Below are 26,427 nucleotides of genomic sequence, written 5' to 3'. Positions count from 1 at the left end.
GAGCAGACGATGCCGGTTCATCATGCAATCTGGCGGATAGGGGAGAATCCCCAGCCGCTAACTATCAGCAAACTCGCCAGCGAGCAACTGCTGGAGAAGATGATTTTAAACGACCCCACTATCCTCTCCGATCAGTGGATGATTATCGGGCATCAGGAAAATACACTCGACAAAGGGCGTATCGACCTGTTGGCGATTGCGCCGGATGCCTCGCTGATCCTGATTGAGCTTAAACGCGACCGCACGCCGCGTGAAGTAGTCGCGCAGGCGCTGGATTACGCTTCCTGGGTGGATGACTTAACCGCCGATCGTTTGTCACAGATTTATGAAAAATTCTCCGGCGGCGGCAATCTGGGCGATGCGTTCAGACAGCGCTTTAATACTGAGTTGGAGGAAGAGTCGCTCAACCTGTCGCACCAAATCATCATTGTGGCAGCAGAGCTGGACCCCTCTACCGAACGCATCGTCGATTACCTGAGTAAGAATGGTATCTCAATCAACGTCCTGTTCTTCAAAGTGTTCCAGCACGGAGACGAGCAGTTCTTAAGCCGCGCCTGGCTTATTGACCCGAGTGAAACGCAAACCAACGCAGCACAGGCCACTGCCACTAACGCTAATGCAAAAGAGCCCTGGAACGGCGAGTTTTACGTTTCGTTTGGCGATCCAAACAGCCGTGTTTGGGAGGAGGCTCGCAGCTACGGATTTATTAGCGCAGGCGGTGGGAGCTGGTACAGCCAGACCTTAAAACAGCTTCAGCCAGGCGACCGCATTTGGGCAAAAATCCCGGCAACGGGTTATGTCGGCGTCGGCATCGTACAGAGCGCTGTTGAACCAGCGAGCAGCTTCACCATTAACACGGAACACGGCGAAAAGCTGGCAATGGACGTACTCAGATTTGGCGACGGGTATCGTGAAAATGCTGATGACCCTGACAAATCAGAATATTTTGTTCCCGTGAAATGGCTGGAAACCCGCGCAGAAAGTGAAGCCGTGAATGAGGTCGGTTTCTTCGGCAATCAGAACACGGTCTGTAAGCCTACCACGCCGAAATGGCGTCATACCGTCGATAAACTCAAACGCAGTTTCCCCCGCTGGAACGCCGAGCGGTCTGAGTAAAAACATCTGTAAATCGTACTGGAGGAAAGTATGACCACAGCAGCATTAGGGCAGTTAGCGGTAGTGCAAAAACTCAAGAGCCTTGGGGCCAGCAATGTTGTCGTTCAGAAAGAAGGCAATAAACCGTTTATCACCTTTATTGCCCCGAATGGCAAAACGCACAAAGTGATGACCAGAGCCAAAACGGCAGGGACCTGGCAAACATCAACCCGTTACGGTATTGAAAGTGTTGTTGATAATAATGGCAGCGAGTTCTGGGTATTTATCGATCTTGGCCGGGAGCCCAATGCGTTCTATATCACGCCACTCTCCTGGATTAGAAATGACATTCATCAGGCTCATCTGGATTATCTGGATAAACATGGCGGACACCGTGCTCAAAACGATGAATCAACTCATCACGCCATATCAGTAAAACGCATTGCTGGCTGGAAAGATAACTGGGAGCAGATGGGATTTTAGTAGCAAGAGTTGTTGTGAGTACATCTTTGGTATGAGCGTGCCAGAAAGCTTCATGATGTCGTTTCTATTCTCCGGCAAGGATGCCAGCGAGAAATTTCTCAATCTGTACATCCTCCGACCATTCCACTTGCTTTGAAGGTCAACAGGCAGGCAATTTCTGGTTGCTGATTGTATCCTGGATTGAGCTAATGGAATCAATTTCCCCCTACAAGCCCGTACTAATGACAGTCCGGTAAACCACAGTCTGCTTGACCTTAAGATAGGGTAAGTTATCAGTTAATCGCATTTTGCGCGGCATGCTTTTTTTTAATGGGATACAAATATTGCTTTCGTTGTTTTTTATTTCAGGTGGAAGTGAGTAATTTTCATATCTTCGAACGTGTGATTTTTCTCTGACTGGTGGTTAATCTGACGCATCAAATTTGATGTGATAGATGAAATTGAACATTTATCCTATGCTTTTTTGATGAGTAGATAACCCTCTGGGCAATAGTGAATATCAAGCAAGTTTTGACAGATAAGCTCAGAAGGTTATTGGTTTTTTATCCTATGGAGTATTAGTCGATTTCATCATTGATTAATGAACTACGGGATTCACAATATTCGTTACTCAGCAGAATTAACTGAGTAAGAAACACACGCGGGACACCTCGAAATCCCATCGTTTGCTCGACTTCATCCTGCCGGATGACTTCAAAAGCATCAAATAGCTCATAGGCTGCTGAATTTCCATTTGCTATATATTCCTGAAGTTCCTTCAGATTAATGGTTATTTGTTCAAGATTAAGTAATTCAGGTTGTCTTTCCAGTAGTTCATCGTATTTTTTCCACAGGCTATTTTTCATTTCCTTACTCCTAAGGGGGAATGTCGTTTTACAATTTTCATTGTTCTATCCTTTGGTTTGTTTTTTACTGTTTTAATTCGGCCTTTATACCTTCTTCTCTCGATAAATAGTCCACTCCGATGTATAGCTTGATCTAACCATGTTTAAGATTCACTAAAAGCATCTGGATAGGTTGTTAGCCATGCTGGAGTGTCAGGTTGCACCGCTCAAGAAATCATACCATCCAAAAGGGAAATGCCAATGTTAATGCGTTATATGACGATCTATTGCTTATAATTGATAGGTTTTGACAATCAAAATGCCCTTATCGATCGTTTCAAATTGCCTGTGCCGATCGATAGTTTTGATTTGATAGATTGTAGCTATCGATATTATTATAATTGATCGACACAAACGATATGATGTTTTTAGAGATTAATTTCATGCTATTCGATGCAGACTATTATAAATCGCGTACTCGATATGATGAACATGGCATGAAGCATTCAATATATAAATTTGATGGTTCGGTCATTTTTTTAATTTTAGTTAATAAAGCGACCAATACAACTGCAGACGTTCGAGAGTATATATTGAAATATGATTGTTCAATATTACTTGGAATGCAGGGGAGGTGGCATAAATTGTTTATTACAAGCATGTATTATGGAGGGCTTACGCATGAAAAAAATTATGATTGCTGTGCTACTGATCGCATCCAGCGCCAGCGCACTGGCTGACGGGCAGCAGATTCAAAGGGGGTTTCCTGAGTACAAAGTAACTAAGCCACAAGTACCAGCATCAAAGGCCAAAGAATGCCCGATTAAAATGGACTTTATGCAGCAGCAGATCTCCGATGCCTTCGTGCAATATGATGGCTCAAGGCTAACAGCAGAGGATTTCTGTAAGAACGGCACCATTGCACAGATAGCATTCATGATGAAAATGGCTGCGCGTGAGGGCCGCAGCTATAAAGGGATGAAGGTGAACCCGAACAGGCTTGACGATCGTGCTTGGGAGGAAGTATCTAAATTAAGCTACTGGCGGTTTTACGGGGTGAATAGCGCTCTTGGTGGTGCGTTGGTCGAATTATACAAAGCCTCATTTATCGCCGCCCAGATGGCATAGCAGTCCTCTGCTGTTGTCTGGAGCTACCAACCTTCCTTATCTCGCAACGCGATGCCTTCATAACATTAAAAAGAAAATGCGGGAATTACTGTAAAAAGCCGTACCACGTGTACCTTGACTGGAGAAAAGCTGATGTGGTACGGCTCATAGCTGGTACAGGTTATTTTGTTACCTGTACTATCACCTAAACCTTTCTTGCCCATGAACACTCTTTCCAATGCAATCATGGTGGCAACCCCTCTCTATACCAGAAGTAAGCGATTTCTTTGGTTGAATTGGCATATCGTTCATACAGGTTAAGATAATGCTATCCCAGCATAATTATATGATTTTTTTATGATTATTTTTTAGATGGTACAGGTGGTATAGCAAATCATAATTTTTTCGCGAGAAGCTAATTTAAAAAACGCTGCACCCCCCCCATTCCGATACTCTGCGCGAATGCTTCCCGTAAGGTCTCACTATCAGGAAGTTCGTAGATAACTCCATCGCCACGGCCTGGTCGACCAGAACTTTTCAATTTCATACTGACCATTGCTTTACCCACCAGTGTTCTGGCAGCTGCAGCCTGCCTGATTTCCCCTTGTTCCTGAGACCAGAACAAAAATTTGTCCACCAAACTTGATACAGCGATGCGTGCCATACCGTCAAAGGGCCTGTCCTTAACGATTTCAGTGTACAGAAACAGGTTCGCGCCGGATAAACCCTGCAATATCTCTTCTCGTAGTGCGCTGGTCTGCGGGGCACGGTGACGGTCAAATGATTGCAAGTCGAAATGTTGCAAAAGGTGAAGTAACTTCCCAGCTCCGCCATTGTTCACCCAGGTATGGAGGTGATCAAAGTAGTCTTTCACTTGCGCTTTTGACGGGTCGGGTTCCAGAACCAGATAGCGCCTTTCACCTACTCCAGCCAACAGTGTCTGCGAGCTATTACTCGCAAAGATCAGGCGAGCAAAGTTTGGCATAGGCTCCGCATCTATGCCCTTACGTTCCAGATTTACTGACGATTCACTGATGATTCCCTTGAGCTTGTCTGCCTCTGCCCGGTTACGTACAGTTACCTCATCAGCAAAGATCAGGAGTTTGTTTGCCAGTGTGGAGTTAAAGCGGCCTGCAATTTGTCCGGCTCCGTTGATGTGAACAGCATACTGCCCCAGTATTTCAAGCAATGGTTTGACAGTCGTTCCTTTACCGGTTCCTGGAACAGACTTCATTACGATAGCGACAGACGGTTTCTCGTCTGGTTTCTGAATCAAGTGTGCCAGCCAACCAATTAAATACTGATATGCGTCATTATCACCTGCACAAATGACATTTTTCAGATGCTCTGTGTAGGGTGAGCAGTCAGCATCAATTGGCGTTACAGATAACCCTGAATAAAGATTAAATACATCCGGTGGGCATTTTTTTACATCAGGATAAAATCCTACACCATCGGGTTTGTAATTTTTCCCCGGCCAATGTAGCCAAGCTGATCCTGCTGACTTTTTTGCAATTTTTGGCATGTGGTGGAAATAGTTGCGAAACTGACTGAGATCCTCAAAAGCGTGTGTCATTCCGTTTACCTGACAAGGTTTGAGCGATACGACTCTGTGCTTACCTCCTATGGTGACATGCGTATAGGTACGGTTAATGTCTTTCAGCGCTTGTAGCTCTTCAGAATTAAGTGCTTCTCCGCCGCCTAGCTCTGAAACTGAGTCAGCTTTGCTTACACCTTGTTTACTGTGAGAGATACCTTGTAATGTTGATTTCACGCTTTCCCCCTGTGCCTGGTACAACGAATTGGTAAACATGCTGGTGGTCTCAGCCAACCCGTATTGCTGGTGGTGATCATTCCAATCGGCTTTATGCTCGCCCGGAGGAAGAGCCACCCATCCCGCTACCACAATTGCCGCTTTGTCTGCGGCTTCTTTCCCGGTGTTAGTTTGGTTGTCGTAGAAGTCGTTATCAGCGGCAATAATTATTTGTGCCTGTGGGTGCTGTTGACGCATCTGGATGGCGGCGTGTAACAGGTTCCCGGCATCGACTGCACAAACGGTCAGCGCATCCGGTCGCATCAAGTGAACGGATAAGGCCGTTGCCAGTCCTTCCGCAAGGATCACTTCCTGCGGTTGCTCTGGTGCGTTAATAGCGTGGAATGCTCCGCGTTTGGCTGAATCCACAACAAGGCGCTTTTCCCCACTCGAGGTAATAGTTTGTGCGGCAGTGACCACACCGGTGTTGTCCACTAGCGGCAGCAGGATCGTACCATCAGTGAGAAGCTGATAGGTGAAGCCGTTTAGCCCCTTTGATTTCAAATAGTCAGATTCGCCCTGTGTGACGTTCTGACGCATCGCAGCATAGCGGCGAGCAAAGGCTAGGCGACGGTGTTCTGTGTCCTGTACGGCTAGTTCCTGACGCGTCAGCTCACGTTGCAGGCGCTCTGCCTCTTGTAATGCCTGACGCTCGATAGCAGCGCTTGGATCGGTTTGCGTTGTCCGGTAATCAATACCCAACACCTCTGCCACCAGTTGCGCGGCCTCTGTCGTGTCGCAGCCGTTCACCTTCTTAATCAGGTCAAGGCCATCGCCAGCGCCACACTGATTGCAGATATGGGCCCCGCGCCCATTGTCGTCGAATCGGAAGCGATCAGTTCCTCCGCACGCGGGGCAGGGGGTATGCCTGAGCGGTGAATCAGAAACTGCGATACCGAGGCCAGACAAAACGGATTGCCATTGCCCGGCAGCGGTATGAGTCACTTCGCGGATAAAGTCGATATTACGCATCGGATTCACCACTCAAATGTTTGCTAATGATAATTCGCGGGTCACTTTTTTCAGCGTGAGATTGGCCACTAGCAGTTAAGCCAGAATTTTTCAATTTCATGGTTTTTACTCCAGGGAATTAGATGTGTTTCTTCGCTTCCAGCCAGGATCGGATCTCTGCTGCATCGTAGACAGTGACACGTTCAGAAAGACGAATGGACTTCGGAAAATCGGGTTTGCTAGTTTCCCAGCGCCAAAGAGTGACGGTGCTGACTTTAAGGAAATCAGCTGTAGCTCGTGGTCGGGCATGCCCTGAGTGAGGGTAGGGTTGTGTAATCATAGGTTTCACCTGCCATGTTATGTCGTTTGTGTAATCAACATGGCAGATGTTAGGTGGTGCATTGAATGATTTAAATACAAGGTAAGCTTACACAGTAGCAGGGTAAGTTTACCCTGCACTATGTTGAGCGGTTTCCTCTTCCTGCATTTCTTTGAGTATTTTACTAATTCCTCTTTGGCTCGAATGAATAAATCCACCATAATTATTTCTATATTTCAACGTGGCTGAAGCCCATTTTGTAAAAACCAGTTTACCGCTTTTGTCGACACATTCATCCCGGTGATTTGTAAGTACCTTTTTAGCAGCAGATTCGAGTCTCTGCCTATTTCTATCATGCCTTGCACTTTGTGTTAGCGATACGGGGTTCGGGAGAATAGGTTTATCTTCTCGAGGCTTACCCGTAAAGTAGCTATCCATTGGCTCGCCAAGGATTGTAGCTGCCCAGATTTTTTCGATATCTAACCTTGTTATGAAGAGTTCACTCAGTCCTAGTGTGAACTCTTCATCTCCTTTGTAAATAAAAAAGGTAGAGCATATTTCATTGGACTTATTGATAGGTTGGAATAAGCAACATCCATTAGATTTTTCATTTGATATGAATATGCCGCTGTTCTCATTTATAACTCCGGAGCTAATAATCCATAATCCATTGATGTACCCTGAAAAATTAAATCCATAACGTAGTTGATGAAAGTACACACCTTCTTTATATCCTCGCTTAGAATTAAAGATCGAACCATAGAAGCTCAAGTCGGCTGTAATATTGTACGAGAGGTTGTATCGTTCAATATTATCAGCAACATTTTCGTAAAAACTAACAGACAAATCACCAGCTAAATTTTTTGGCTCAAAAGCTAATGATATAGCACCTATTTTATTCCAGTGAATTAAGTCTTCACATTCGCAATTGAGCAATTTAGCAGCTCTTTCGAATGAGCAGTATTCTAAAGGCGCAATTCGGTTCTCTTTCCAGACGTTGCTATCCATCACCTCACCCTCGTGCGCACCTGATGAAAACCGAGGCAGGCAGCAGGTGTTACTGCTTTTCGCCTGACCGAGCTAGCCTCAGTTAGTTCGGTTAACTGCCAACAACTCGTAATTTCTTCATGTCATATGGTGCGACATGTTTATCCGAGTTTGCTTCAAGATAGTCTGACCACCACTGCATCATTCGGCGGCGCTCCTGCATATGCTGCGCCAGGTGAACATAAGCCGCACGTACCTCATTACGTTCCTGATGACTCATTTGCCGCTCTACGGCATCCCGTGACCACAATCCTGATTCGGTAAGAGCAGAGCAGGCCATTGCCCGGAAACCATGTAAGCAAATATCGGCCTGGGTATCATAACCCATAGTACGGAGCGCTTTATTAACTGTGTTCTCACTCATAGGCTTATAGGGGTTGCTATCGCCAGGAAAAATCAGCGTGTATTCACTGCTGATGGTTTTAATCGATTTCAATATGTCAATTGCCTGCGAAGACAGTGGTACTGCATGCCCACTGCCCATTTTAGCCCCACGTTCAGAGAATTTTACGCCTGCAATTTCTTCTCGCTGGCCAGGGATTGTCCACATGGCAGTTTCAAAATTTATCTCGTCCCAGCGAGCATGGCGAAGTTCGCTTGAACGAACGAATGTATGAAGAGAAAGTAACACGGCGAGTTTGGTGAGAGATCTGCCTGTGTACGTTTCAGTTTTCGTCATCAATTCTGGCAGGCGATCCAGAGGAAGGGCGGGGCGGTGTTTAGTTTTAGGACTCGTCAAAGCACCTTTCAGGTCGTGAGCTGGGTTGTACTCGACTATTCCACGCTGAACCGCATAGCGGAATACGCTGCTCATCGTTGTCTTTACTCTTCCCGTAGTAGCACCAATGCCTTGTTCGTTCATGCTGATAAGCAAGGGTAGCAGATCCCGTGTTTTTAAGTTGTCGATGGGTTTGCTACCGATGAGAGGAAATATGTGGTTTTCCATTTCCCTCAATATTTTATTACGAGTGATCTCTTTCCACTCAGGATGTCCCATCGTTCCGCCGTGCCACTCACGGGCTATAGCCTCGAAAGTCGGTGACGTTGGTTCAGTGCTTTCAGCTTTTTTTGCTTCACGTGGATCTCTGCCGTCGGCAAGCAGCTGTCTGGCTTCATCTCTGCGTTTACGTGCTGTTGTCAGTGGAACATCCGGATACACGCCTAGGGCTAATGTCGCCTGCTTACCAGCAAAGCGATAATTCATGCGCCAGTATTTGCCACCGGTCTTTTTGACCAACAGGTACAGGCTGCCACCATCCGTTAGCTTGTAATCGGAATTCTGTGGTTTGGCATTCTCGATCTGTTTGGGTGAAAGCTCGTTTATAGCCATAAGGGGCACCCCTCAAGAGGTAATTGATGGTATCTGGATATCGAACTGACGAATACCATCACTTATACCATCAGAGTGCTGTAATGTCATGAAGGTAATTGAAAGCTGTGTAAGAAGGAGTGTTGCTGAAAGGCCTGGTATTACTGGGTTTTAGAAATGAACTGAAGTGTTGTGAAATAACTCAATGGTGTCCCCTGCAGGAATCGAACCTGCAACTAGCCCTTAGGAGGGGCTCGTTATATCCATTTAACTAAGAGGACAACGGCCGCCATTATACGCATTTTTATCAATAGAATAAGTGTGGTTGGTGTTGATTGCATGCTTTGTCACCAATCTTGTGAAGTTTTCCTCGTAAAGCCCGCTACTTTTCCTTTTTTTCCCTTTTCGGCAGTCCCCTATGTTATGTATTTATGAAATATATTAATCAAATGTAACCCACCGTAACGTTGCATCGACGAAGGAGGGAGGCATGCTAATCTCGCCATAGGGCGTGCTCTGCTGGATGGGCGTGTGATATCACTCCTTGATCTGACGCGGAATTTTACCTCCATGTGGGTAGTTTTCGCACAGGCTGCGGGGTACGAGCTGTTATAGGCTTATGATATGATGTGCTATCTCGATTTTAGGAATACATTCTTCGATGCTGAATATCTCCCTTCTAACCTGTAGCCGTGACGAGCGAGTGCTGTTTAGCCAGCTTAGTTTTCAGGTTAATGCGGGTGAAATGGTGCAAATAGAAGGTCCCAATGGGGCGGGAAAAACCACCTTGCTACGAATGATTGCCGGACTGTCTCAGCCTGAGAGTGGCGATATACAGTGGCAACAAAAATCGATTCGTAAACAGCGCGAAGAGTATCAACAGCAGATGATTTATCTTGGCCATCAGGCTGGGGTGAAATCGGTGTTAACGCCGTTTGAAAACCTCGCGTTCTACCAAAAAGTGCAGGGCGATAATAACCAAGACGCGATTTGGGACGCACTGGCTCAGGTTGATCTGATTGGCTATGAAGACGTTCCCGTTGCCCAGCTTTCTGCCGGACAACAGCGCCGAGTTGCGCTGGCGCGCCTTTGGCTGAGCAATGCAAAGCTCTGGATCTTAGATGAACCGCTTACCGCCATTGATAAATCTGGCGTGGCGAAGTTGATCGCACTGTTTGAGCAACATACGCGCTCGGGTGGCATTATTTTGCTGACCACGCATCAGGATTTAGATTATCGCATGCGTAAGTTGCGCCTAAGCGGAGAGGAAACGGCACTATGATCATGACCGTTTTGCGCCGCGAGCTGAAAATTGCCTTTCGTAACGGCGCTGAAATTATTAATCCGCTGTGGTTCTTTTTGATCGTCATTACGCTGTTCCCATTAAGTATCGGTCCTGAACCTCAGCTGCTGGCGCGTATCGCCCCCGGCGTGGTTTGGGTTGCGGCGTTGCTGGCGGCATTGCTTTCGTTAGAACGATTGTTTAAAGACGATTATCTGGATGGCACCCTAGAGCAACTGATGCTCACGCCATCTCCGCTGGCGTTAACGGTGTTGGCAAAGGTATTGGCCCATTGGCTGGTGACAGGACTACCGCTGCTGATCCTTTCTCCGTTAGTGGCGTTATTGCTCTCTTTTGATATGGCCACGTGGTGGGCGGTGGCATTAACGCTGTTACTCGGCACCCCGACGTTGAGCTTTATTGGTTCGATTGGCGTTGCGTTAACGGTTGGGTTACGTAAAGGCGGCGTTTTGTTAAGTTTACTGGTGTTGCCTCTTTATATTCCTATCCTGATTTTTGCGACGTCGGCAATCGATGCGGCTTCGATGGGAATGCCTATCGGTGGTTATTTAGCCATCTTAGGCGCGATGTTAGCGGGCAGTATCACGCTGTCGCCTTTTGCTGCGGCAGCTGCGCTTCGGGTTAGCGTGCAATAGCGCATTCGGTAAAGCCGAATTCAGCTATTAACAAAACCTTTTTGTTTGTCGCTAGTATCATGCGTCAAACTAACGAACAAATATGTATTGCGGTGTGAAAGTAGATTGTCTGAAAAGAGCCTGCAAGCAGTAGAAGACAGCGCCTTTTTGTGGGGTTTCGGCAGTGACGCCGAGACAAAAATTTTTCGTTTTGTGAGCATAAATCTCAATGTGGAAATGGCTTCATCAGCTTGCCAAGCCTGAGCGGCTTTATCATCTTTGCGGTAAGTTCGTCCCGTGGCTTGGATTAGCCGGGGCGGTATGCCTGTTAGTGGGTTGGATCTGGGGCTTTGGCTATGCGCCGTCAGATTATCAGCAGGGTAACAGCTATCGCATTATGTACATCCATGTGCCAGCGGCTATCTGGTCGATGGGGATCTATGCCTCTATGGCGATTGCGGCGTTTATCGGTTTGGTCTGGCAGATGAAAATGTCCGATCTGGTGAGCGCAGCCATGGCGCCGGTTGGCGCGGTGTTTACCTTTATTGCGCTGGCGACAGGATCGGCGTGGGGCAAGCCGATGTGGGGAACGTGGTGGGTTTGGGATGCGCGTTTAACCTCCGAACTGGTGCTACTGTTCCTCTATCTAGGCGCCATTGCGTTGTATAACGCCTTTGAAGATCGCCGCACTGCCGGTCGCGCCGCCGGTATTCTGGTTCTCGTTGGCGTGGTCAATCTGCCGATTATTCATTTCTCCGTTGAGTGGTGGAATACCCTGCATCAGGGATCGACCAACATGCAAAATACCATTGACCCGAGCATGCGCTATCCGCTGCGTTGGGCAATCTTCGGCTACCTGTTTTTCTTCATCACCTTAACGTTGATGCGTCTACGCAATTTAATTTTACTGCAAGAGCGTCGGCGTCCTTGGGTGAATGCGTTAGTGAACCCTCGCCTAAAAAATCAGCCTAAGGAGCGTTCCTAATGAGTCCTGCATTTTCCTCTTGGCAAGATTTCTTCGCGATGGGCGGTTATGCCTTTTACGTTTGGCTTTCCGTTGCCGCAACGCTGATTCCGTTACTTTTACTGGTTTGCCATACCCAGTGGCAACGCCGCCAAATTTTGGCTGAAATTCGCCGCCATCAGGCGCGCGAACAGCGAATTAAACAAGCGCAGGGTCAGCAGCGCGCTTCGTCAGCTTCACAAGGAGAGCAATCATCATGAACCCGCGTCGTAAGAGTCGCCTCTATCTGGCCATTGTCGTTTTACTCGGCTTGGCTGTGACGATCACTTTGGTGCTTTATGCATTGCGCTCGAATATTGATCTGTTTTATACCCCAACCGAAATCCTGCAGGGCAAAGGTGAAAACCATGAGAAGCCTGAAGTGGGCCAGCGCTTGCGTATTGGCGGCATGGTGATGCCCGGTTCGGTAAAACGCGATCAGCAAAGCCTGAAAGTCTCGTTTAAAATCTACGATGCGCATGGCGCTATTGGTGTGACCTACGAAGGCATCTTGCCGGATCTCTTCCGCGAAGGGCAGGGTGTCGTTGCACAAGGCGTGATGGGCGAAGACAACGTGGTGCACGCCAAAGAAGTCCTGGCAAAACACGATGAAAAATATACGCCACCTGAGGTAAAAGAAGCGATGGAGCAAAACCATAGTCGCCCAGCTGATTCCTATCAGCAGAATAGTGGCAATACGAATGCGGGGAGCCCGCAGTCATGATCCCTGAAATTGGCAATTTCCTGCTATCGCTCTCATTAGCGCTCTCCGTATTGCTGAGCATTTATCCGCTATGGGGGGCCGCGAGACAAGACGTGCGCATGATGTCGGTGGCGCGGCCATTGACCTATGGCTTGTTTTTGAGTATCGCGATTTCATTTGGTTGTTTGGTATATGCCTTTATTACCAACGATTTTACGGTTTCCTACGTTGCGGCAAACTCGAATACCCAGCTTCCGGTCTATTACCGCATCGCGGCAACCTGGGGCGCACATGAAGGTTCGCTCCTTCTCTGGGTGCTGCTGTTAAGCTGTTGGACGCTGGCCGTAGCGCTATTTAGCCGCAGCATGCCGCAGGACTCGGTGGCACGCGTGCTGTCGGTGATGGGGATGATTAACGTTGGCTTCTTGCTGTTCATTATTCTCACCTCGAATCCCTTTACCCGCACCTTACCGAACTTCCCGATTGACGGCAGCGATCTGAATCCGCTGTTGCAGGATATTGGCCTGATTTTCCATCCGCCGTTGCTGTATATGGGCTACGTTGGATTCTCAGTCGCCTTTGCATTCTCCATCGCTTCACTGATGGCTGGGCGCTTAGATACCGCATGGGCGCGCTGGTCACGTCCGTGGACGATGGCGGCGTGGATTTTCCTCACCATGGGCATTGTTTTAGGTTCCGCTTGGGCCTATTACGAGCTGGGCTGGGGCGGCTGGTGGTTCTGGGATCCGGTAGAAAATGCTTCCTTTATGCCATGGCTGGCGGGTACGGCGTTGTTGCACTCGTTGGCGGTAACCGAAAAACGCGGGACCTTCAAAGCGTGGACGGTGCTGTTAGCGATCACGGCGTTTTCTCTGTGCCTGTTAGGGACGTTCCTTGTGCGTTCCGGCGTATTAGTTTCAGTGCACTCATTCGCTTCCGATCCGGCGCGTGGAATGTTCATTCTGGCCTATCTGGTTATCGTCATCGGCGGCTCATTGCTGCTGTATGCGGTCAAAGGTGCGCAGGTTCGCAGCCGCACGCAGCACGAGGTGTTTTCACGCGAAACCTTCTTGCTAGGAAACAACGTGCTGTTAGTTGCTGCCATGCTGGTGGTGCTGTTAGGGACATTGTTGCCGCTGGTGCATAAACAGCTTGGCTTGGGCAGTATTTCCATCGGCGAGCCTTTCTTTAACTCGATGTTTACCTGGCTGATGGCGCCGTTCGCGCTGCTGTTAGGCGTTGGACCGTTAGTGCGCTGGCGTCGTGATGAACCGGCTAAGTTCTGGAAACGTTTGTTGGTTGCGATGATTGTGACCGTGATCCTGTCCGTGTTGCTGCCTTGGCTGATGCAGGACCGCGTTGAAGGTATGACGGTGGTTGGCCTGCTGATGGCATTCTGGGTAGTGATTCTTACGCTGATGGAATTACACGAGCGCGCGACGCATCGCCACGGTTTCTGGAAGGGGCTGACTAAACTGCCTCGCAGCCACTGGGGCATGGTGCTGGGCCATTTAGGCGTTGCCGTGACGGTGATCGGTATCGCTTTCAGTCAAAGCTACAGCATTGAGCGCGATGTGCGCATGAAGTCTGGTGACAGCGTAGATATTCACAATTATCACTTTGTGTTCCGCGATGTGCATGACATCAAAGGCCCGAACTATACCGGCGGCGTGGGCATCATTGATGTTACGCGTGACGGTAAGCCAGAAGCCACGCTGCGTGCCGAAAAACGTTACTACGCGACTGCGCGCAGCATGATGACCGAAGCGGCCATTGACGGCGGTTTAACACGCGATCTGTATGCGGCATTGGGTGAAGAACTCGATGATGGCGCGTGGGCTGTGCGTCTTTATTACAAGCCTTTTGTGCGCTGGATTTGGTACGGCGGCGTGCTGATGGCGATCGGCGGCGTGTTATGCATGCTCGACCCGCGCTATCGCTCAAGCCGTAAAGAAAAGGCACAACAAGATAAAGCGGAGAAAACAGCATGAATCGCAAGCTGCTCTTTATCCCGTTAGTGTTATTTATGCTGCTGGTGCTGGCGTTTGTCATCCAGCTACAGCGCAACGCGGGTGGGGAAGATCCCACCATGCTGGAATCTGCGTTGATCGGCAAACCCGTTCCGGAGTTCAAGCTGGAATCATTGGATCAGCCGGGTAAAACCTTTGACCAAGGCGTTCTGCACGACGGCAAACCCATGTTGCTGAACGTATGGGCGACATGGTGCCCAACCTGCTATGCCGAGCATCAGTATCTGAATAAGCTGGCGGCGAAAGGGATCCGCGTCGTCGGACTGAACTATAAAGATGACCGCCAGAAAGCAGTCAAATGGCTGAATGATTTAGGAAATCCCTATGCGTTAAGCCTGTATGACGGCGACGGCATGCTGGGTTTGGATCTCGGCGTCTATGGCGCACCGGAGACTTTCCTGATCGACGGCAATGGCATTATTCGCTATCGCCATGCGGGCGATCTTAACGATCGCGTATGGCAGCAAGAGATCGAGCCTTTATATCGCCAATATGAAGGAGCTAAATAATGCGAATGCTACGATGGGTTAGCGCGCTGGCGGGTATTATGCTTTCGGTGAGCGCGTGGGCGGCCATTGATACCTACAGCTTTAAAAGCGTGGAACAAGAGCAGCAATACCGTGAGTTAACCGAACAGCTGCGCTGTCCAAAATGCCAGAACAACAGCATCGCTGACTCCAACGCTATTATCGCCTCCGATATGCGTCAGAAAGTGTATGAGCTGATGGAAAAAGGCTACACCAACAAGCAGATTACCGAATATATGGTGGCGCGCTATGGCAACTTCGTCACCTATGAGCCGCCGTTAACCGCGGCGACCATTATTCTTTGGGCTGGCCCTGCGCTGTTTGTTTTACTGGGCGCTATCGTGGTGATTACCCGAGCACGCCGTCGCCGTCCTAACGAGCCTGAGGTATCGAGCAGCGAGACGCTCAGCGAGGCCGAGAAACAACGTTTAAACCAGCTACTTAACGACAGCGACAGGGAACATTGATAATGGCTTTTTGGTTGATAGTTTTAGTTTTGTTGATTATCGCTGCCGCATTATTGCTGGTTCCAGTGCTACGTCAGCCTCAGCGCGATCTGCCGGAAGATCGCGATCGCCTTAATACGCGTTTTTACCATCAGCGTTTGCAAGAGCTTGAGCAAGACGAAGAGCAGGGCGTGGTGGCTGAGCGTCAGGTGATGATTGAGGAACTACAGCAAAATCTGCTGTCTGATGTGCCTGATGCACAAGCGGCGAAACCTGAGCCGTTAAACCGCTGGGTGTTACTGCCGGGCGTGGTCATTTTGGTGCTGATTTCCGTTGGTTTTTATCTTAAAACCGGCGGTCTGGCGCAGGTTCAGGGCTGGAATTTGGTCATGAGCGAAATGCCTTCTCTGCGTGAGCGCGTGATGAATGAAGATAAGCAGCCGCTCACGATGGAAGAGATTGCGCGTTTGGGATTAGGCTTGCGCACCGAGCTGCAAACCGATCCGCGTAATGTGGCTGACTGGGTAATGTTAGGCCGCATCGGTATGGCGCTGAATAATGCAACGACCGCTACTCAGGCCTTTTCCCATGCGTATCAGTTAGCACCGAATGAGCCGGAAGTGGCATTGGGCTACGCAGAAGTGCTCACTCGTTCCAACGATCCTGAAGACAATAAACAAGCTGCGGATATGCTGGGCAACATGATGGCGCGCAACCATCAAGATGTACGGGTTCTCAGTCTGTTAGCCTTCAATGCTTTCGAGCAGGGCGATTACAAGAAAGCGATCGGCGCGTGGGAGATGATGCTGCGCGTACTGTCGGAAAATGATAGTCGTCGCGAAGTGTTAAAGCGCAGCATTGAGCAAGCCAAAGCACAGTCTGGTGAGGATAATACCCAGCTGAGTGTCACGATTAATCTGCCTCCGGAGGTTGAACGCCAATTGCCGCCAACGGCGGTGCTGGTGGTGTCAGTCACCGATGGCGTTGCGCCTATCCCTGTGGCGGTGAAGCAGCTGCCTTTGGGGCATTTCCCGGTTACGGTATCGTTATCCGATGCGAATGCCATGATGCCAGAGCGTTTGCTTTCGGCCCAAAAGCAGGTGAAGGTGCGTGCACGGATCTCTCGAAATGGTTTAGCCAATCCGCAACCGGGTGACTGGTTCGGTGAAAGTGCGGTTATGCCCTATAATAAAGAGAGTCAGATTAGCGTACAGATTGATCATCAAGTACCATAAATCGTCTGTTGCAAAGACCTAAGTATCTGGGCATAAGAATGATCAGAATAATAATATGAGGATCGCTGACGGCAGCGTTAATTTTCAGCCGGTTATCAGCGGTCCCTTTTCATGGAGAAGATATGAAACTTCGGCTGACAGGAGTGGCTCTGGCAAGCGTATTACTGGTGGGGTGTGCGTCTAGCTCATCAAAACCAGAAGCTCAGGGGCGATCAGACCCGTTAGAGGGTTTTAACCGCGCGATGTTTAGCGTGAACTACGACTATCTGGACCCGTATGTACTGCGTCCTGTCGCCGTCGCTTGGCGAGACTATGTCCCCGTGCCAGCACGAACCGGCATCTCGAACTTCACCAGCAACCTTGAAGAACCGGCCAGCATGGTGAACAGTTTCCTCGAAGGCAAGGTTTACGATGGCTTCGTGCACTTTAACCGCTTCTTCCTGAATACTATTTTAGGTATGGGCGGCTTCATTGACGTTGCCACGATGGCGAATCCTAAGTTAGCCAAGCAGGAACCACACCGCTTTGGTAGCACGCTAGGCTATTACGACGTGCCTTATGGCCCGTATGTCGTGCTTCCGGGTTACGGCAGCGTGACGCCGCGTCAGGACGGCGGTGACTACGTTGACTATCTGTATCCAACCTTAAGCTGGCTGACATTCTGGATGTCTGCGGGTAAATGGGTGGTTGAAGGTATCGAAACGCGTGCACAGTTACTGGATTCTGATGGCCTGCTGAAAAACTCTTCAGATCCCTATATCTTTATGCGTGAAGCTTATTTCCAGCGCTATGATTTCTTGGCAACCGGTGGTCAGTTAACCGCGCCAGTCAATCCAAATGCGTCAGTCATTCAGGATGATTTGAAAGATATCGATTCAAATTGATACTAAGCTTGATGTGAAAAAGCGCCTGAGGGCGCTTTTTTTATGTCTGAATCTTTTGTTGCCCCAAATAAAAAAGCGCCCAGAAGGCGCTTTTAGAGAGTGATGCGTTTTAAAAATTAGAACGCGTAGTTGAAGTTAGCACCGTACAGCCATGCTTTACCTTCAGACTTGAACTCGTATGGACCTTCGTTGATGGTCACTTTTGAGCCGTGCATATAGGAAACACCTACGTCAACAGAAGCGTCTTTGTTGAAGGCGTAGCTGGTACCCGCACTGATCCATGCACGATCCTGATCGGGAATCGAGATAGAACGAGTACCGGCTGGCACTGGGCTATCATCGAATGCGATACCGGTACGGAAGGTCCAGTTGTCGTCGTAGAAGTAAGTGGTACCAATCGCGATGCGGTACGCATCTTTGAAGCCTTCGTCTTTATAGAACAGCGTCTGGCCGTTAGAACCTTTGGCTTTCAGCTCTTGGAACTGACTCCAACTGGTGTATGCCAGGCTGTAGTGAACGGCCCACTGTGGTGCCACTTTGTGGTAACCAGAGACTTCCCACATTTCAGGCAGGTTCAAGGTCAGAGAGCCCGGTACGGTTGCACCGTTGGTGCCCGCTGGCAGACCAATCATTGAGCCAATGCCGTTCAGCGAGGATGGCAGGTCGCTTTTGTAATCGCCGTCGAAGTCGATTTTAACTTCTGAACGATAGGTAAAGCCGAAGCGGTTGTTTTCATCCACTTCGTAAAGGATACCTGCGTTCCAACCAAAGCCCCATTCATCACCTTTCAGATGACTAATCTGAGTATTGGCAGGGATTTGCGCGACCTGTCCCGCAAGAGCCGGTGGCAACTTGCCAGAACCAGCAAGCAGCAGTGGCAGGTCACCTGCGTAGCGGTCAATCTTCGCTTTAGCATAGACAGCATCAAAGCCTAAACCGAAGCTGAAATGTTCGTTAGCACGGTATGCCGCGCTCAGGTTCAGGTTGGCCGTGGTCAGGTCGGTAGTACCGCCCATCGAGCCAGCAGCGTAGTTGTCGTTAAACTCGGTTGCTAGACCATAGTTAGAGGTGACAGACGCACCAACGGCCCATTGGTCGTTGATCGGCTGTACGTAATGGAAGTTAGGTACTCATGCAGTTGGTGCGATGTTTTTCGCGTTCAAGCTTTGACCGCTTGGAGAACGACCAGAGATATCAACATCTGGATCGATAAATACGCCGCCGATGGACATCGCTGGCCGATCGTACATGCTCAATAGTGCCGGGTTGCGGCTGGCAGATGCAGGAGTATCTGCGATGGCGCCTTCACCGGAATAGGCTCGGCCCAAGCCAGCGGCTGAGAACTCATTCAGCTGGAAACCAGCGGCATTGACGTTTGATGAAAGCAGTGCCACTGCTGCAGCTAATGCTGACTTAGTAAACAGGTTTTTCTGGCGCATGACCGAAACCTCATTATTGTGTGTTTTATTTAAACTATGTTACGTACTGTAACAAGGAGCGCGGATTGTAGGGTCCGAGTTCGATCTGACAAATCAGACCAGTGAGCTGAGTATAGGTCTGACCTCTTGGTATGTTGCAAGAATGTTTATTAAATATTTCCAAATTGATTCAAGAAAAGAGATCTCTGTAACAAAAAACAACGGAACTAATAAAGAATTGATTACAAGTGCGGAGAAATAACCGCCAAATAATGTGATTTTGCTCACTTAATGTCATTCATCTGGCATATCACTAGTCTCTGTAGTGGGAGAGGAGTAAAATACCCACAGTTTTTATATTTTTTGAGCCAGATCATAATTGGCGATATAAAAGGGGTTCATTCCCCGTCGAGGAGATGATTGAAATGACTGATGCTATTAAAAAATGCAGTGCACAAGAAACAGCGGCTTGCTGTTGCGTTGATGTCGGCACCATCATGGATAACACCGACTGCACCGCATCCTATAGCAATGTATTTGCTACGGAAGCTGATGCGAAAGCCATGCTGGAACAGCTGACACAAAAAGCACGCGGTATCGAATCCGATCCATGTGAAATTAAGAGCAATATCACTAAAACGGCGGAAGGCTATGCGCTGACCGTTGATTTCGCTTTTGCCTGTGAAGCTGAAACTCTGATTTTCCAACTTGGCCTGCGTTAATCGCATCGCGTTGGTTGGTCGTATTTTAAGCGTGGCTTAGGCCGCGCTTTTTTTATATTAAAATAAAGCCTCTCGCGTCCCTGCATTGCTATTTTTATCCATGCATATATTCACGGGCTATATTATTTCCTCGAAATCTATTCGCCTCCTTCCACATTATCTCTGAATAAGAAACCTGCTTCTGCTCTCAGTTCTTACGTTTTGTTGTTTGCTAAATGTAAAATTTGGGTTAAGAATTTACGCTATCAGGTCAGACCTGTTAACTGAATGCAAGGCGTGAATCACTTTCGCCTGTCTTTCATGGCTCAGGGTTTGGTAACAATTTTGATATTTTTAGCGTATTGCGCAGGAGCACAAAATGAGTCAGGCACTTCCTTTGTCATCCCCATTGGCTCTGACGACTCGCACAGGCGACCGCGTCGCGATTGTGCAGGGATTAAGAACGCCCTTTGCCCGCCAAGCGACGGCGTTTCATGGCATTCCTGCCGTTGAATTGGGCAATATGGTGGTTAGTGAGTTACTGGCTCGAAGCAATATTTCTCCTGAGGCTATCGATCAACTGGTGTTTGGGCAGGTTGTGCAAATGCCAGAGGCTCCTAATATTGCGCGAGAAATTGTTTTAGGCACCGGAATGAGCATTCATACCGATGCTTACAGCGTGTCACGAGCCTGTGCAACCAGCTTTCAGGCAATAGCCAACGTGGCAGAGAGCATTATGGCGGGCACCATTTCTGTCGGTATCGCAGGTGGCGCTGATTCGTCTTCGGTTCTCCCCATTGGCGTAAGCAAGGCGCTGGCGCGCACGCTGGTCGATGCCAACAAAGCGCGCACGTTGTCTCAGCGTTTGAAATTATTCAGCAAGCTGAAGCTACGCGATCTCCTGCCGGTGCCTCCTGCGGTTGCGGAGTATTCAACCGGGCTGCGTATGGGCGACACTGCGGAGCAGATGGCAAAAAGCCATCACATTAGCCGAGAAGAACAAGACGCCTTGGCGCATCGCTCGCATACCTTAGCGGCGAAAGCGTGGGAGTCAGGCGTTTTGCGTGACGAAGTTATCACTGCCTATATTCCGCCTTACAAGCAGTCGCTCGATAAAGACAATAACGTGCGCAGCGATTCTTCTATGGCTTCTTATAGCAAACTAAAACCCGCCTTCGATCGCCGCCACGGCAGCGTAACGGCGGCGAACAGTACGCCATTAACCGATGGTGCCGCCGCGGTGCTGATGATGAGTGAATCACGAGCGCGTGAGCTGGGGTTAGTCCCCTTAGGCTATCTGCGCAGCTTCGCTTTCTCTGCCATTGATGTTTGGGAAGATATGCTGCTTGGGCCGTCGTATGCGACGCCGCTGGCATTAGACCGCGCCGGTATCACCTTGCAGGATCTCACCCTGATCGATATGCATGAAGCTTTTGCATCACAAACGTTGGCGAATTTGAAAATGTTTGCCAGTGATGAGTTTGCGCGCGAAAAATTGGGCCGCCCGCAGGCGATTGGTGAAGTCGATATGAACAAGTTCAACGTGTTGGGCGGCTCTATTGCGTATGGACATCCTTTTGCCGCCACCGGAGCGCGCATGATCACACAGACGTTGAATGAATTACGCCGCCGCGGTGGAGGGCTCGGGCTGACGACCGCCTGCGCCGCGGGTGGGCTCGGTGCCGCCATGATCGTGGAGGTGGAATAATGTCAGCTCAGGAAAACCTCGCCATGCAAGACACTCAGCCGAGCGCTTTTCGTTTTAGCGTGGTAGACAATGATATCGGTGTGATTACCATCGATGTTCCCGGCGAGCGCGTGAATACGCTTAAAGCAGAATTTGTGCAGCAGATCGAAGACGTGTTGCAGCAGGCGCAAACGCACAAGTTACAGGGCATTGTGATTATTTCTGGAAAGCCGGACTCATTCATCGCCGGTGCAGATATCACCATGCTTGATGCCTGCCAAAGCGAGCAGCAGGCGCGTTCACTGGCGCAAAAAGGGCAGGTTACGCTGGCGAAGATCGCCGCGCTTTCTATTCCTGTGGTCGCAGCGATCCACGGTGCTTGCTTAGGCGGCGGCTTGGAGTTGGCATTAGCCTGCCACCGTCGGATTTGTTCACTGGATGATAAAACCGCGCTAGGACTGCCTGAAGTGCAGCTTGGTTTGCTACCGGGCTCTGGCGGCACTCAGCGATTGCCGCGTTTGATTGGCGCTTCGCAGGCCTTAGATTTGATGCTGACCGGTAGGCATGTGCGTGCGAAACAGGCATTGAAAATGGGGTTGGTCGATGACGCCGTTCCGGCTTCGATTCTGTTGCAAAGCGCGATCCAACTGGCGCGTCAGGGATGGCGTACTCGCCCTGAACTGCCAGTCATCGAACGTCTGCTTAACGGGCCATTAGGGCGTTCGTTGCTGTTTAGCATCGTGCACAAGAAAACCTTAGCCAAAACGCAGGGCAACTATCCGGCGGCGGAAAAAATCATTCAGGTGGTGCGCCAAGGATTAGAACACGGTAGCGCCAGCGGTTATGAAGCCGAAGCGAAGGCGTTTGGTGAGCTGGTGATGACGCCAGAATCTGCGGCGTTACGCAGCCTGTTCTTTGCTTCGACGTCGCTGAAAAAAGAGGCAGGCGGTGCTGCGAAACCGCATGAACTACGTCATATCGGCGTATTAGGCGGTGGGTTGATGGGCGGTGGTATCGCCTGCGTTACGGCCACGCGCGGCGGACTGCCGGTTCGTATCAAAGATATTAGCGAGCAGGGAATTAGCCATGCACTCAGCTACAGCTGGGATACGCTGACCAAGCGGGTTCGCGCCCGCCGCATGCGTCCGGCCGAAAGACAAAAGCAGATGCAATTGCTATCTGGCTGCACGGATTACAGCGGATTTAATCAGATGGACGTGGTGATCGAGGCGGTGTTTGAGGATCTGAAACTCAAACAGCAAATGGTGGCTGATATTGAACAATATGGTGCCCCGCATACTGTTTTTGCCTCGAATACGTCATCGTTGCCGATTAGTCAGATTGCGGCGCAGGCACAGCGACCCGAGCAGGTGATTGGCCTGCACTATTTCAGTCCGGTAGACAAAATGCCGCTGGTGGAAGTGATCCCTCATGCCGGAACCAGCGAGCAAACTATTGCGACCACGGTGGCGTTAGCGCAGAAGCAGGGCAAAACGGCGATTGTCGTCGGCGATCGCGCCGGTTTTTACGTAAACCGTATTTTGGCTCCCTATATCAGCGAAGCGGCACGCTGTTTATTAGAAGGGGAGTCCATCAATGGAATCGATCAGGCGATGCTGAAAGGCGGCTTCCCTGTGGGGCCATTTGCGTTGTTGGACGAAGTGGGTATCGACGTGGGTACCAAAATCATTCCCATTCTGGTGGCAGAACTAGGGGAGCGCTTTGCGGCACCCGCGGCGTTTGACGCCTTGATTAAAGATAATCGTAAAGGGCGTAAGAACGGACGCGGTTTTTATCTCTATAAAGCCAAAGGGAAAAAGGGCAAGAAAGAGGTTGATAGCTCAGTTTATTCATTGCTCGGTGTGACGCCAAAACCACAAATGAGTGACGCTGATATTTTTCAGCGTTGCGTGATGCTGATGCTCAATGAAGCCGCCCGCTGTTTGGATGAAGGGATTATTCGCAGCGCCAGAGACGGCGATATTGGTGCCGTTTTTGGCATCGGTTTCCCACCGTTCTTAGGGGGACCGTTCCGTTATATGGATCGTTTAGGCATTGATAACGTGGTTGAGGTATTGCAAACGCTCAGTGTGCGCCATGGAGCACATTTCACTCCGTGCGAGAGATTGTTGCGCATGAATGAGCAAAATCAGCGCTTTTATTCGTAACTCGTAGGGTTTCATATAGAACGGCATGTTGCTTGGTTGCAAGCATTTATCTGGGAATGAGAGGCTGATCACTGCTTGCAACTCTTTCACTGTTTGCCTCTGTACAGGCAATTCTGTGCAAGGTAATTTACGGCCTTGGACTGACGCTATCGGTGTGCTGATGCGCCGAACGGCGTTTCGTAGTATATTTAGATATTGGATAAAAGATAAACAGCAGTTATGTGTGTTGTTATCAATACCCACGTGGATGTTTTCAGTCTGCGTGACTAACGCGCGGTAAAATTAGCGTGTTAATTCTGTGTCGAATCAGGCAGAATGCCCGACCGCCAAATGCCCTTTGGCCTGGCGGTGCAGGATTCAGCCAACAATAGCGGTGCAATATGCAAGTTTTTATTATGCGTCATGGTGAGGCCGCTCTTGAAGCAGCTAGCGATTCAATTAGGCCTCTGACAACCCGTGGTCACGATGAATCAGTCTGTATGGCCGCTTGGCTACAGACGCAATCATGCAAAATTGAAAAGGTGTTAGTGAGCCCTTATCTGCGCGCCCAGCAAACGCTGGCGGCAGTACGTGAAGGCTTAGCCTTACCTGAAAATGTTGAGGTGATGCCAGAGCTCACGCCAGGCGGCGATCCCGCTATGGTCGGATGCTATCTGGAAGCGTTAGCGAAAACCGGTGTCGGCAGCGTATTAGTGATTTCGCACCTGCCCTTGGTTGGCTACTTGGTTTCTGAGCTCTGCCCAGAAGAAGCTCCGCCGATGTTTGCAACGTCTGCGATTGCCGGTGTCTCTTTTGACATTAACACCGAACGTGGCGTATTTGACTGGCAGGTTGGGCCTGCGCAGGTCATGGCGAAAGTTTAACGCTGCTCGTTTTGGCAATGTGGCGGTTATCGCCGCCACACCCATCGATTACCGACGTTCTTCCCGCTCATCAATTTCAATCAATACTAACAATGCCGCATCGCCGCCCCATTCACGAGACGCTTGGTGAAAGGCGACTACGTCTGGATGTTGAGCGAGCCAAAGCGGCGTTTGTTGTTTAAGAATATGTTTGCCGTGACCGTGCATGACGCAGGCGCAATGCACATGTTCCCGCCGACACGCCGCGATCAGCGCGCCCAGTTCCTGCTTTGCCTGTAGCTGTGTTAAGCCATGCAAATCTAAAAATAGCTCGGGTGAATAATCTCCGCGCCGCAGCTTTTTAAGCTCAAAATGACTGGCATCGGGGCGGATATAACGCATTGGCCCTTCGCTATCCAGCTGTGGTTGAAATTCATCTGAGAAATAGAAGCTGGCATCAATTTGCTCTTGCAGCATTTTTTCTGGCGCTATTTGGCGTGTGCTGCGCTTAGGCTTGTGTACCACGGTGTCTTGCGCGATCTTACGTGCTCCACTGATGGACTCACGAAAAAGGGCGGCATCTTCACCGCTGATTGTTTTATTTTTCTTCATTATTAATCTGCCTTAGTCACTCTTACGCGTAGTGTATCTAAACTTCACGCAGCATCTAAGAAAAACTCGTCACCAATCTTTCCACAGCGATAGGTGCTCATATCCATGCCAGCTATATTCCTGCTGATTTGTGGGGCTCTTCATGGCAAACTACGGGATTGCTTACTTTTCTCATTATTGAGACTTCATGACCGCTTTTGCGGCGCGCATGGGGTCGAAGAACAGGTCTGTTGGAGGCTAATTTGGACAAGATTTTCGTCGATGAAGCGGTGAATGAGCTGCACACCATTCAAGATATGCTGCGCTGGACCGTCAGTCGTTTTAATGCAGCGAATATCTACTATGGTCACGGCACTGATAATCCGTGGGACGAAGCCGTGCAGCTGGTGCTGCCGACCTTATACCTGCCAATGGATATTCCCGAAGATATGCGTTCTGCGCGTCTGACGCTGAGCGAACGTCATCGCATCGTTGAGCGCGTGATCCGTCGCGTTAACGACCGTATTCCGGTTGCCTATCTGACCAACAAAGCGTGGTTCTGCGGGCATGAATTCTATGTGGATGAGCGCGTGCTGGTTCCGCGTTCTCCAATTGGTGAACTGATCGACAACCGTTTCAGCGGCATTATCGACCATAACCCAAGCCATATTTTAGATATGTGCACCGGCAGCGGCTGCATTGCGATTGCTTGCGCCTATGCATTCCCAGAAGCCGAAGTTGACGCCGTCGATATTTCAACGGACGTGCTGTCTGTCACCGAGCAAAATATTCAGGAGCATGGTCTGGATCAAAGCGTTACGCCGATCCGCTCCGATCTATTCCGCGAACTGCCTCCGCTGCAATACGATCTGATCGTCACCAATCCGCCGTATGTGGATGAAGAAGATATGTCGGATCTACCGGAAGAGTTCCGCTTCGAGCCAGAACTGGGCTTGGCCGCGGGCAGCGATGGACTGAAACTGACGCGTCGCATTCTGGCCTGTGCGCCTGATTATCTTACCGATGATGGCGTGCTGATTTGCGAAGTGGGTAACAGCATGGTTCACCTGATGGATCAGTACCCAGATATTCCATTTGTCTGGTTAGAGTTTGAAAACGGCGGCGACGGCGTCTTTATGCTGACCAAACAGCAACTGATCGACTGTGCACCGCACTTCGCGCTCTACCGTTCGTAGAAACAGGTTACGCGTGCAAATCGTGCAGGTATACGTCTCGTCTTGTGAAGGGTAGAGGCTGAGAAATCCTGCGCGATTCATGACACTAAAACACAACATTCATCTGCAAGTCAGAAAACAACGCTAAGGAG

General features: G+C 49.5%; 24 protein-coding genes, 1 tRNA gene and 1 pseudogene. 18 read left to right on the top strand and 8 right to left on the bottom strand.

Annotated features, from left to right (window positions below; all coding sequences use genetic code 11):
* The first annotated feature begins 9 nt into the window (after nt 1-9).
* The gene (locus tag DSM2777_RS18505; RefSeq protein ID WP_049002107.1) at nt 10-1,116 is read left to right on the top strand and encodes a PDDEXK family nuclease; all 1,107 of its coding nucleotides are present in this window, start codon (nt 10-12) and stop codon (nt 1,114-1,116) included.
* Between the two features lie 30 nt (nt 1,117-1,146).
* A complete protein-coding gene (locus DSM2777_RS18500; RefSeq protein WP_049002106.1) occupies nt 1,147-1,578 on the top strand; it encodes a hypothetical protein in 432 nt (143 codons plus the stop codon).
* A gap of 557 nt (nt 1,579-2,135) precedes the next feature.
* Here DSM2777_RS18500 and DSM2777_RS18495 read toward each other — a convergent pair.
* Entirely contained in the window at nt 2,136-2,423 is a 288-nt protein-coding gene (locus tag DSM2777_RS18495) for a hypothetical protein (protein WP_049002105.1), read from the bottom strand.
* A 660-nt stretch (nt 2,424-3,083) separates the two neighbouring features.
* Here DSM2777_RS18495 and DSM2777_RS18490 point away from each other — a divergent pair.
* Nucleotides 3,084-3,530: a hypothetical protein gene (locus DSM2777_RS18490; protein WP_049002104.1), complete on the top strand. Its 447-nt coding sequence runs from the start codon at nt 3,084-3,086 to the stop codon at nt 3,528-3,530.
* Between the two features lie 394 nt (nt 3,531-3,924).
* On the opposite strand, the gene DSM2777_RS18485 is transcribed toward DSM2777_RS18490, so the two are convergent.
* From DSM2777_RS18485 to DSM2777_RS18470, 5 genes are all read right to left on the bottom strand, one after another.
* Entirely contained in the window at nt 3,925-6,294 is a 2,370-nt protein-coding gene (locus tag DSM2777_RS18485) for a DUF5906 domain-containing protein (protein ID WP_061554802.1), read from the bottom strand.
* 118 nt (nt 6,295-6,412) lie between these two features.
* Nucleotides 6,413-6,613 carry a helix-turn-helix transcriptional regulator gene (locus DSM2777_RS23915; RefSeq protein WP_071889940.1) on the bottom strand — a complete coding sequence of 67 codons (201 nt, stop codon included), beginning with the start codon at nt 6,611-6,613 and terminating at the stop codon, nt 6,413-6,415.
* A 108-nt stretch (nt 6,614-6,721) separates the two neighbouring features.
* Nucleotides 6,722-7,600, bottom strand: coding sequence for a hypothetical protein (locus tag DSM2777_RS18480; protein WP_061554801.1), 879 nt, complete (start codon nt 7,598-7,600; stop codon nt 6,722-6,724).
* A gap of 91 nt (nt 7,601-7,691) precedes the next feature.
* On the bottom strand, nt 7,692-8,969 hold the full coding sequence (locus DSM2777_RS18475) for a tyrosine-type recombinase/integrase (RefSeq protein ID WP_049002101.1): 1,278 nt from the start codon (nt 8,967-8,969) through the stop codon (nt 7,692-7,694).
* 185 nt (nt 8,970-9,154) lie between these two features.
* Nucleotides 9,155-9,229, bottom strand: a tRNA-Arg gene (locus tag DSM2777_RS18470).
* A 380-nt stretch (nt 9,230-9,609) separates the two neighbouring features.
* Between DSM2777_RS18470 and ccmA the strand changes: the two genes are divergently transcribed.
* The 10 genes from ccmA (at nt 9,610) to mlaA (ending at nt 17,693) form a co-directional block, all read left to right on the top strand.
* Nucleotides 9,610-10,230: a cytochrome c biogenesis heme-transporting ATPase CcmA gene (gene ccmA / locus DSM2777_RS18465; protein WP_061554800.1), complete on the top strand. Its 621-nt coding sequence runs from the start codon at nt 9,610-9,612 to the stop codon at nt 10,228-10,230.
* Nucleotides 10,227-10,886, top strand: coding sequence for a heme exporter protein CcmB (gene ccmB, locus DSM2777_RS18460; RefSeq protein ID WP_025797734.1), 660 nt, complete (start codon nt 10,227-10,229; stop codon nt 10,884-10,886). Before ccmA ends, ccmB begins: the two co-directional genes overlap by 4 nt.
* A 208-nt stretch (nt 10,887-11,094) precedes the next feature.
* The gene (locus tag DSM2777_RS18455; RefSeq protein WP_025797736.1) at nt 11,095-11,850 is read left to right on the top strand and encodes a heme ABC transporter permease; all 756 of its coding nucleotides are present in this window, start codon (nt 11,095-11,097) and stop codon (nt 11,848-11,850) included.
* Nucleotides 11,850-12,089: a heme exporter protein CcmD gene (gene ccmD / locus DSM2777_RS18450; protein WP_061554799.1), complete on the top strand. Its 240-nt coding sequence runs from the start codon at nt 11,850-11,852 to the stop codon at nt 12,087-12,089. Before DSM2777_RS18455 ends, ccmD begins: the two co-directional genes overlap by 1 nt.
* The gene (ccmE, locus tag DSM2777_RS18445; protein ID WP_061554798.1) at nt 12,086-12,592 is read left to right on the top strand and encodes a cytochrome c maturation protein CcmE; all 507 of its coding nucleotides are present in this window, start codon (nt 12,086-12,088) and stop codon (nt 12,590-12,592) included. Before ccmD ends, ccmE begins: the two co-directional genes overlap by 4 nt.
* A complete protein-coding gene (locus tag DSM2777_RS18440) occupies nt 12,589-14,562 on the top strand; it encodes a heme lyase CcmF/NrfE family subunit (protein WP_046360599.1) in 1,974 nt (657 codons plus the stop codon). Before ccmE ends, DSM2777_RS18440 begins: the two co-directional genes overlap by 4 nt.
* Nucleotides 14,559-15,110 carry a DsbE family thiol:disulfide interchange protein gene (locus DSM2777_RS18435; protein ID WP_025797743.1) on the top strand — a complete coding sequence of 184 codons (552 nt, stop codon included), beginning with the start codon at nt 14,559-14,561 and terminating at the stop codon, nt 15,108-15,110. The genes DSM2777_RS18440 and DSM2777_RS18435 overlap by 4 nt, the downstream gene beginning before the upstream one ends.
* Nucleotides 15,111-15,115: 5 nt before the next feature.
* Nucleotides 15,116-15,595 carry a cytochrome c-type biogenesis protein gene (locus DSM2777_RS18430; RefSeq protein WP_404872868.1) on the top strand — a complete coding sequence of 160 codons (480 nt, stop codon included), beginning with the start codon at nt 15,116-15,118 and terminating at the stop codon, nt 15,593-15,595.
* A 2-nt stretch (nt 15,596-15,597) separates the two neighbouring features.
* Nucleotides 15,598-16,809 carry a c-type cytochrome biogenesis protein CcmI gene (ccmI, locus tag DSM2777_RS18425; protein ID WP_061554797.1) on the top strand — a complete coding sequence of 404 codons (1,212 nt, stop codon included), beginning with the start codon at nt 15,598-15,600 and terminating at the stop codon, nt 16,807-16,809.
* A 122-nt stretch (nt 16,810-16,931) separates the two neighbouring features.
* Nucleotides 16,932-17,693 carry a phospholipid-binding lipoprotein MlaA gene (gene mlaA, locus DSM2777_RS18420; protein ID WP_061554796.1) on the top strand — a complete coding sequence of 254 codons (762 nt, stop codon included), beginning with the start codon at nt 16,932-16,934 and terminating at the stop codon, nt 17,691-17,693.
* 116 nt (nt 17,694-17,809) lie between these two features.
* On the opposite strand, the pseudogene fadL reads toward mlaA, so the two are convergent.
* Nucleotides 17,810-19,132: pseudogene (gene fadL, locus DSM2777_RS18415) on the bottom strand (long-chain fatty acid transporter FadL).
* Nucleotides 19,133-19,536: 404 nt separating this feature from the next.
* Here fadL and DSM2777_RS18410 point away from each other — a divergent pair.
* From DSM2777_RS18410 to sixA, 4 genes are all read left to right on the top strand, one after another.
* Nucleotides 19,537-19,833: a YfcZ/YiiS family protein gene (locus DSM2777_RS18410; protein ID WP_074399238.1), complete on the top strand. Its 297-nt coding sequence runs from the start codon at nt 19,537-19,539 to the stop codon at nt 19,831-19,833.
* A gap of 358 nt (nt 19,834-20,191) precedes the next feature.
* Nucleotides 20,192-21,520, top strand: coding sequence for an acetyl-CoA C-acyltransferase FadI (fadI, locus tag DSM2777_RS18405; protein ID WP_046457619.1), 1,329 nt, complete (start codon nt 20,192-20,194; stop codon nt 21,518-21,520).
* Entirely contained in the window at nt 21,520-23,667 is a 2,148-nt protein-coding gene (gene fadJ / locus DSM2777_RS18400; protein ID WP_061554795.1) for a fatty acid oxidation complex subunit alpha FadJ, read from the top strand. The genes fadI and fadJ overlap by 1 nt, the downstream gene beginning before the upstream one ends.
* Before the next feature lie 380 nt (nt 23,668-24,047).
* Nucleotides 24,048-24,530: a phosphohistidine phosphatase SixA gene (sixA, locus tag DSM2777_RS18395; protein WP_046457617.1), complete on the top strand. Its 483-nt coding sequence runs from the start codon at nt 24,048-24,050 to the stop codon at nt 24,528-24,530.
* 48 nt (nt 24,531-24,578) lie between these two features.
* On the opposite strand, the gene smrB is transcribed toward sixA, so the two are convergent.
* A complete protein-coding gene (gene smrB / locus DSM2777_RS18390; protein ID WP_046457616.1) occupies nt 24,579-25,121 on the bottom strand; it encodes an endonuclease SmrB in 543 nt (180 codons plus the stop codon).
* A 242-nt stretch (nt 25,122-25,363) separates the two neighbouring features.
* Here smrB and prmB point away from each other — a divergent pair, with 242 nt between their 5' ends.
* Nucleotides 25,364-26,296, top strand: a complete 933-nt coding sequence (gene prmB, locus DSM2777_RS18385) for a 50S ribosomal protein L3 N(5)-glutamine methyltransferase (protein ID WP_046457615.1) — start codon at nt 25,364-25,366, stop codon at nt 26,294-26,296.
* The last annotated feature ends 131 nt before the right edge of the window (nt 26,297-26,427 follow it).

Origin of the sequence: Obesumbacterium proteus (assembly GCF_001586165.1) — a bacterium.
GTDB lineage: Bacteria > Pseudomonadota > Gammaproteobacteria > Enterobacterales > Enterobacteriaceae > Hafnia > Hafnia protea.
This window is presented reverse-complemented; position numbering and strand designations above follow the sequence as displayed.

What these genes read in the sequence shown, in the direction of transcription:
- DSM2777_RS18505 (WP_049002107.1), top strand. Translation starts at nt 10, where the DNA reads ATGCCGGTTCATCATGCAATCTGGCGGATAGGGGAGAATCCCCAGCCG.
- DSM2777_RS18500 (WP_049002106.1), top strand. Translation starts at nt 1,147, where the DNA reads ATGACCACAGCAGCATTAGGGCAGTTAGCGGTAGTGCAAAAACTCAAG.
- DSM2777_RS18495 (WP_049002105.1), bottom strand. Translation starts at nt 2,423, where the DNA reads ATGAAAAATAGCCTGTGGAAAAAATACGATGAACTACTGGAAAGACAA.
- DSM2777_RS18490 (WP_049002104.1), top strand. Translation starts at nt 3,084, where the DNA reads ATGAAAAAAATTATGATTGCTGTGCTACTGATCGCATCCAGCGCCAGC.
- DSM2777_RS18485 (WP_061554802.1), bottom strand. Translation starts at nt 6,294, where the DNA reads ATGCGTAATATCGACTTTATCCGCGAAGTGACTCATACCGCTGCCGGG.
- DSM2777_RS23915 (WP_071889940.1), bottom strand. Translation starts at nt 6,613, where the DNA reads ATGATTACACAACCCTACCCTCACTCAGGGCATGCCCGACCACGAGCT.
- DSM2777_RS18480 (WP_061554801.1), bottom strand. Translation starts at nt 7,600, where the DNA reads ATGGATAGCAACGTCTGGAAAGAGAACCGAATTGCGCCTTTAGAATAC.
- DSM2777_RS18475 (WP_049002101.1), bottom strand. Translation starts at nt 8,969, where the DNA reads ATGGCTATAAACGAGCTTTCACCCAAACAGATCGAGAATGCCAAACCA.
- ccmA (WP_061554800.1), top strand. Translation starts at nt 9,610, where the DNA reads ATGCTGAATATCTCCCTTCTAACCTGTAGCCGTGACGAGCGAGTGCTG.
- ccmB (WP_025797734.1), top strand. Translation starts at nt 10,227, where the DNA reads ATGATCATGACCGTTTTGCGCCGCGAGCTGAAAATTGCCTTTCGTAAC.
- DSM2777_RS18455 (WP_025797736.1), top strand. Translation starts at nt 11,095, where the DNA reads ATGTGGAAATGGCTTCATCAGCTTGCCAAGCCTGAGCGGCTTTATCAT.
- ccmD (WP_061554799.1), top strand. Translation starts at nt 11,850, where the DNA reads ATGAGTCCTGCATTTTCCTCTTGGCAAGATTTCTTCGCGATGGGCGGT.
- ccmE (WP_061554798.1), top strand. Translation starts at nt 12,086, where the DNA reads ATGAACCCGCGTCGTAAGAGTCGCCTCTATCTGGCCATTGTCGTTTTA.
- DSM2777_RS18440 (WP_046360599.1), top strand. Translation starts at nt 12,589, where the DNA reads ATGATCCCTGAAATTGGCAATTTCCTGCTATCGCTCTCATTAGCGCTC.
- DSM2777_RS18435 (WP_025797743.1), top strand. Translation starts at nt 14,559, where the DNA reads ATGAATCGCAAGCTGCTCTTTATCCCGTTAGTGTTATTTATGCTGCTG.
- DSM2777_RS18430 (WP_404872868.1), top strand. Translation starts at nt 15,116, where the DNA reads ATGCTACGATGGGTTAGCGCGCTGGCGGGTATTATGCTTTCGGTGAGC.
- ccmI (WP_061554797.1), top strand. Translation starts at nt 15,598, where the DNA reads ATGGCTTTTTGGTTGATAGTTTTAGTTTTGTTGATTATCGCTGCCGCA.
- mlaA (WP_061554796.1), top strand. Translation starts at nt 16,932, where the DNA reads ATGAAACTTCGGCTGACAGGAGTGGCTCTGGCAAGCGTATTACTGGTG.
- DSM2777_RS18410 (WP_074399238.1), top strand. Translation starts at nt 19,537, where the DNA reads ATGACTGATGCTATTAAAAAATGCAGTGCACAAGAAACAGCGGCTTGC.
- fadI (WP_046457619.1), top strand. Translation starts at nt 20,192, where the DNA reads ATGAGTCAGGCACTTCCTTTGTCATCCCCATTGGCTCTGACGACTCGC.
- fadJ (WP_061554795.1), top strand. Translation starts at nt 21,520, where the DNA reads ATGTCAGCTCAGGAAAACCTCGCCATGCAAGACACTCAGCCGAGCGCT.
- sixA (WP_046457617.1), top strand. Translation starts at nt 24,048, where the DNA reads ATGCAAGTTTTTATTATGCGTCATGGTGAGGCCGCTCTTGAAGCAGCT.
- smrB (WP_046457616.1), bottom strand. Translation starts at nt 25,121, where the DNA reads ATGAAGAAAAATAAAACAATCAGCGGTGAAGATGCCGCCCTTTTTCGT.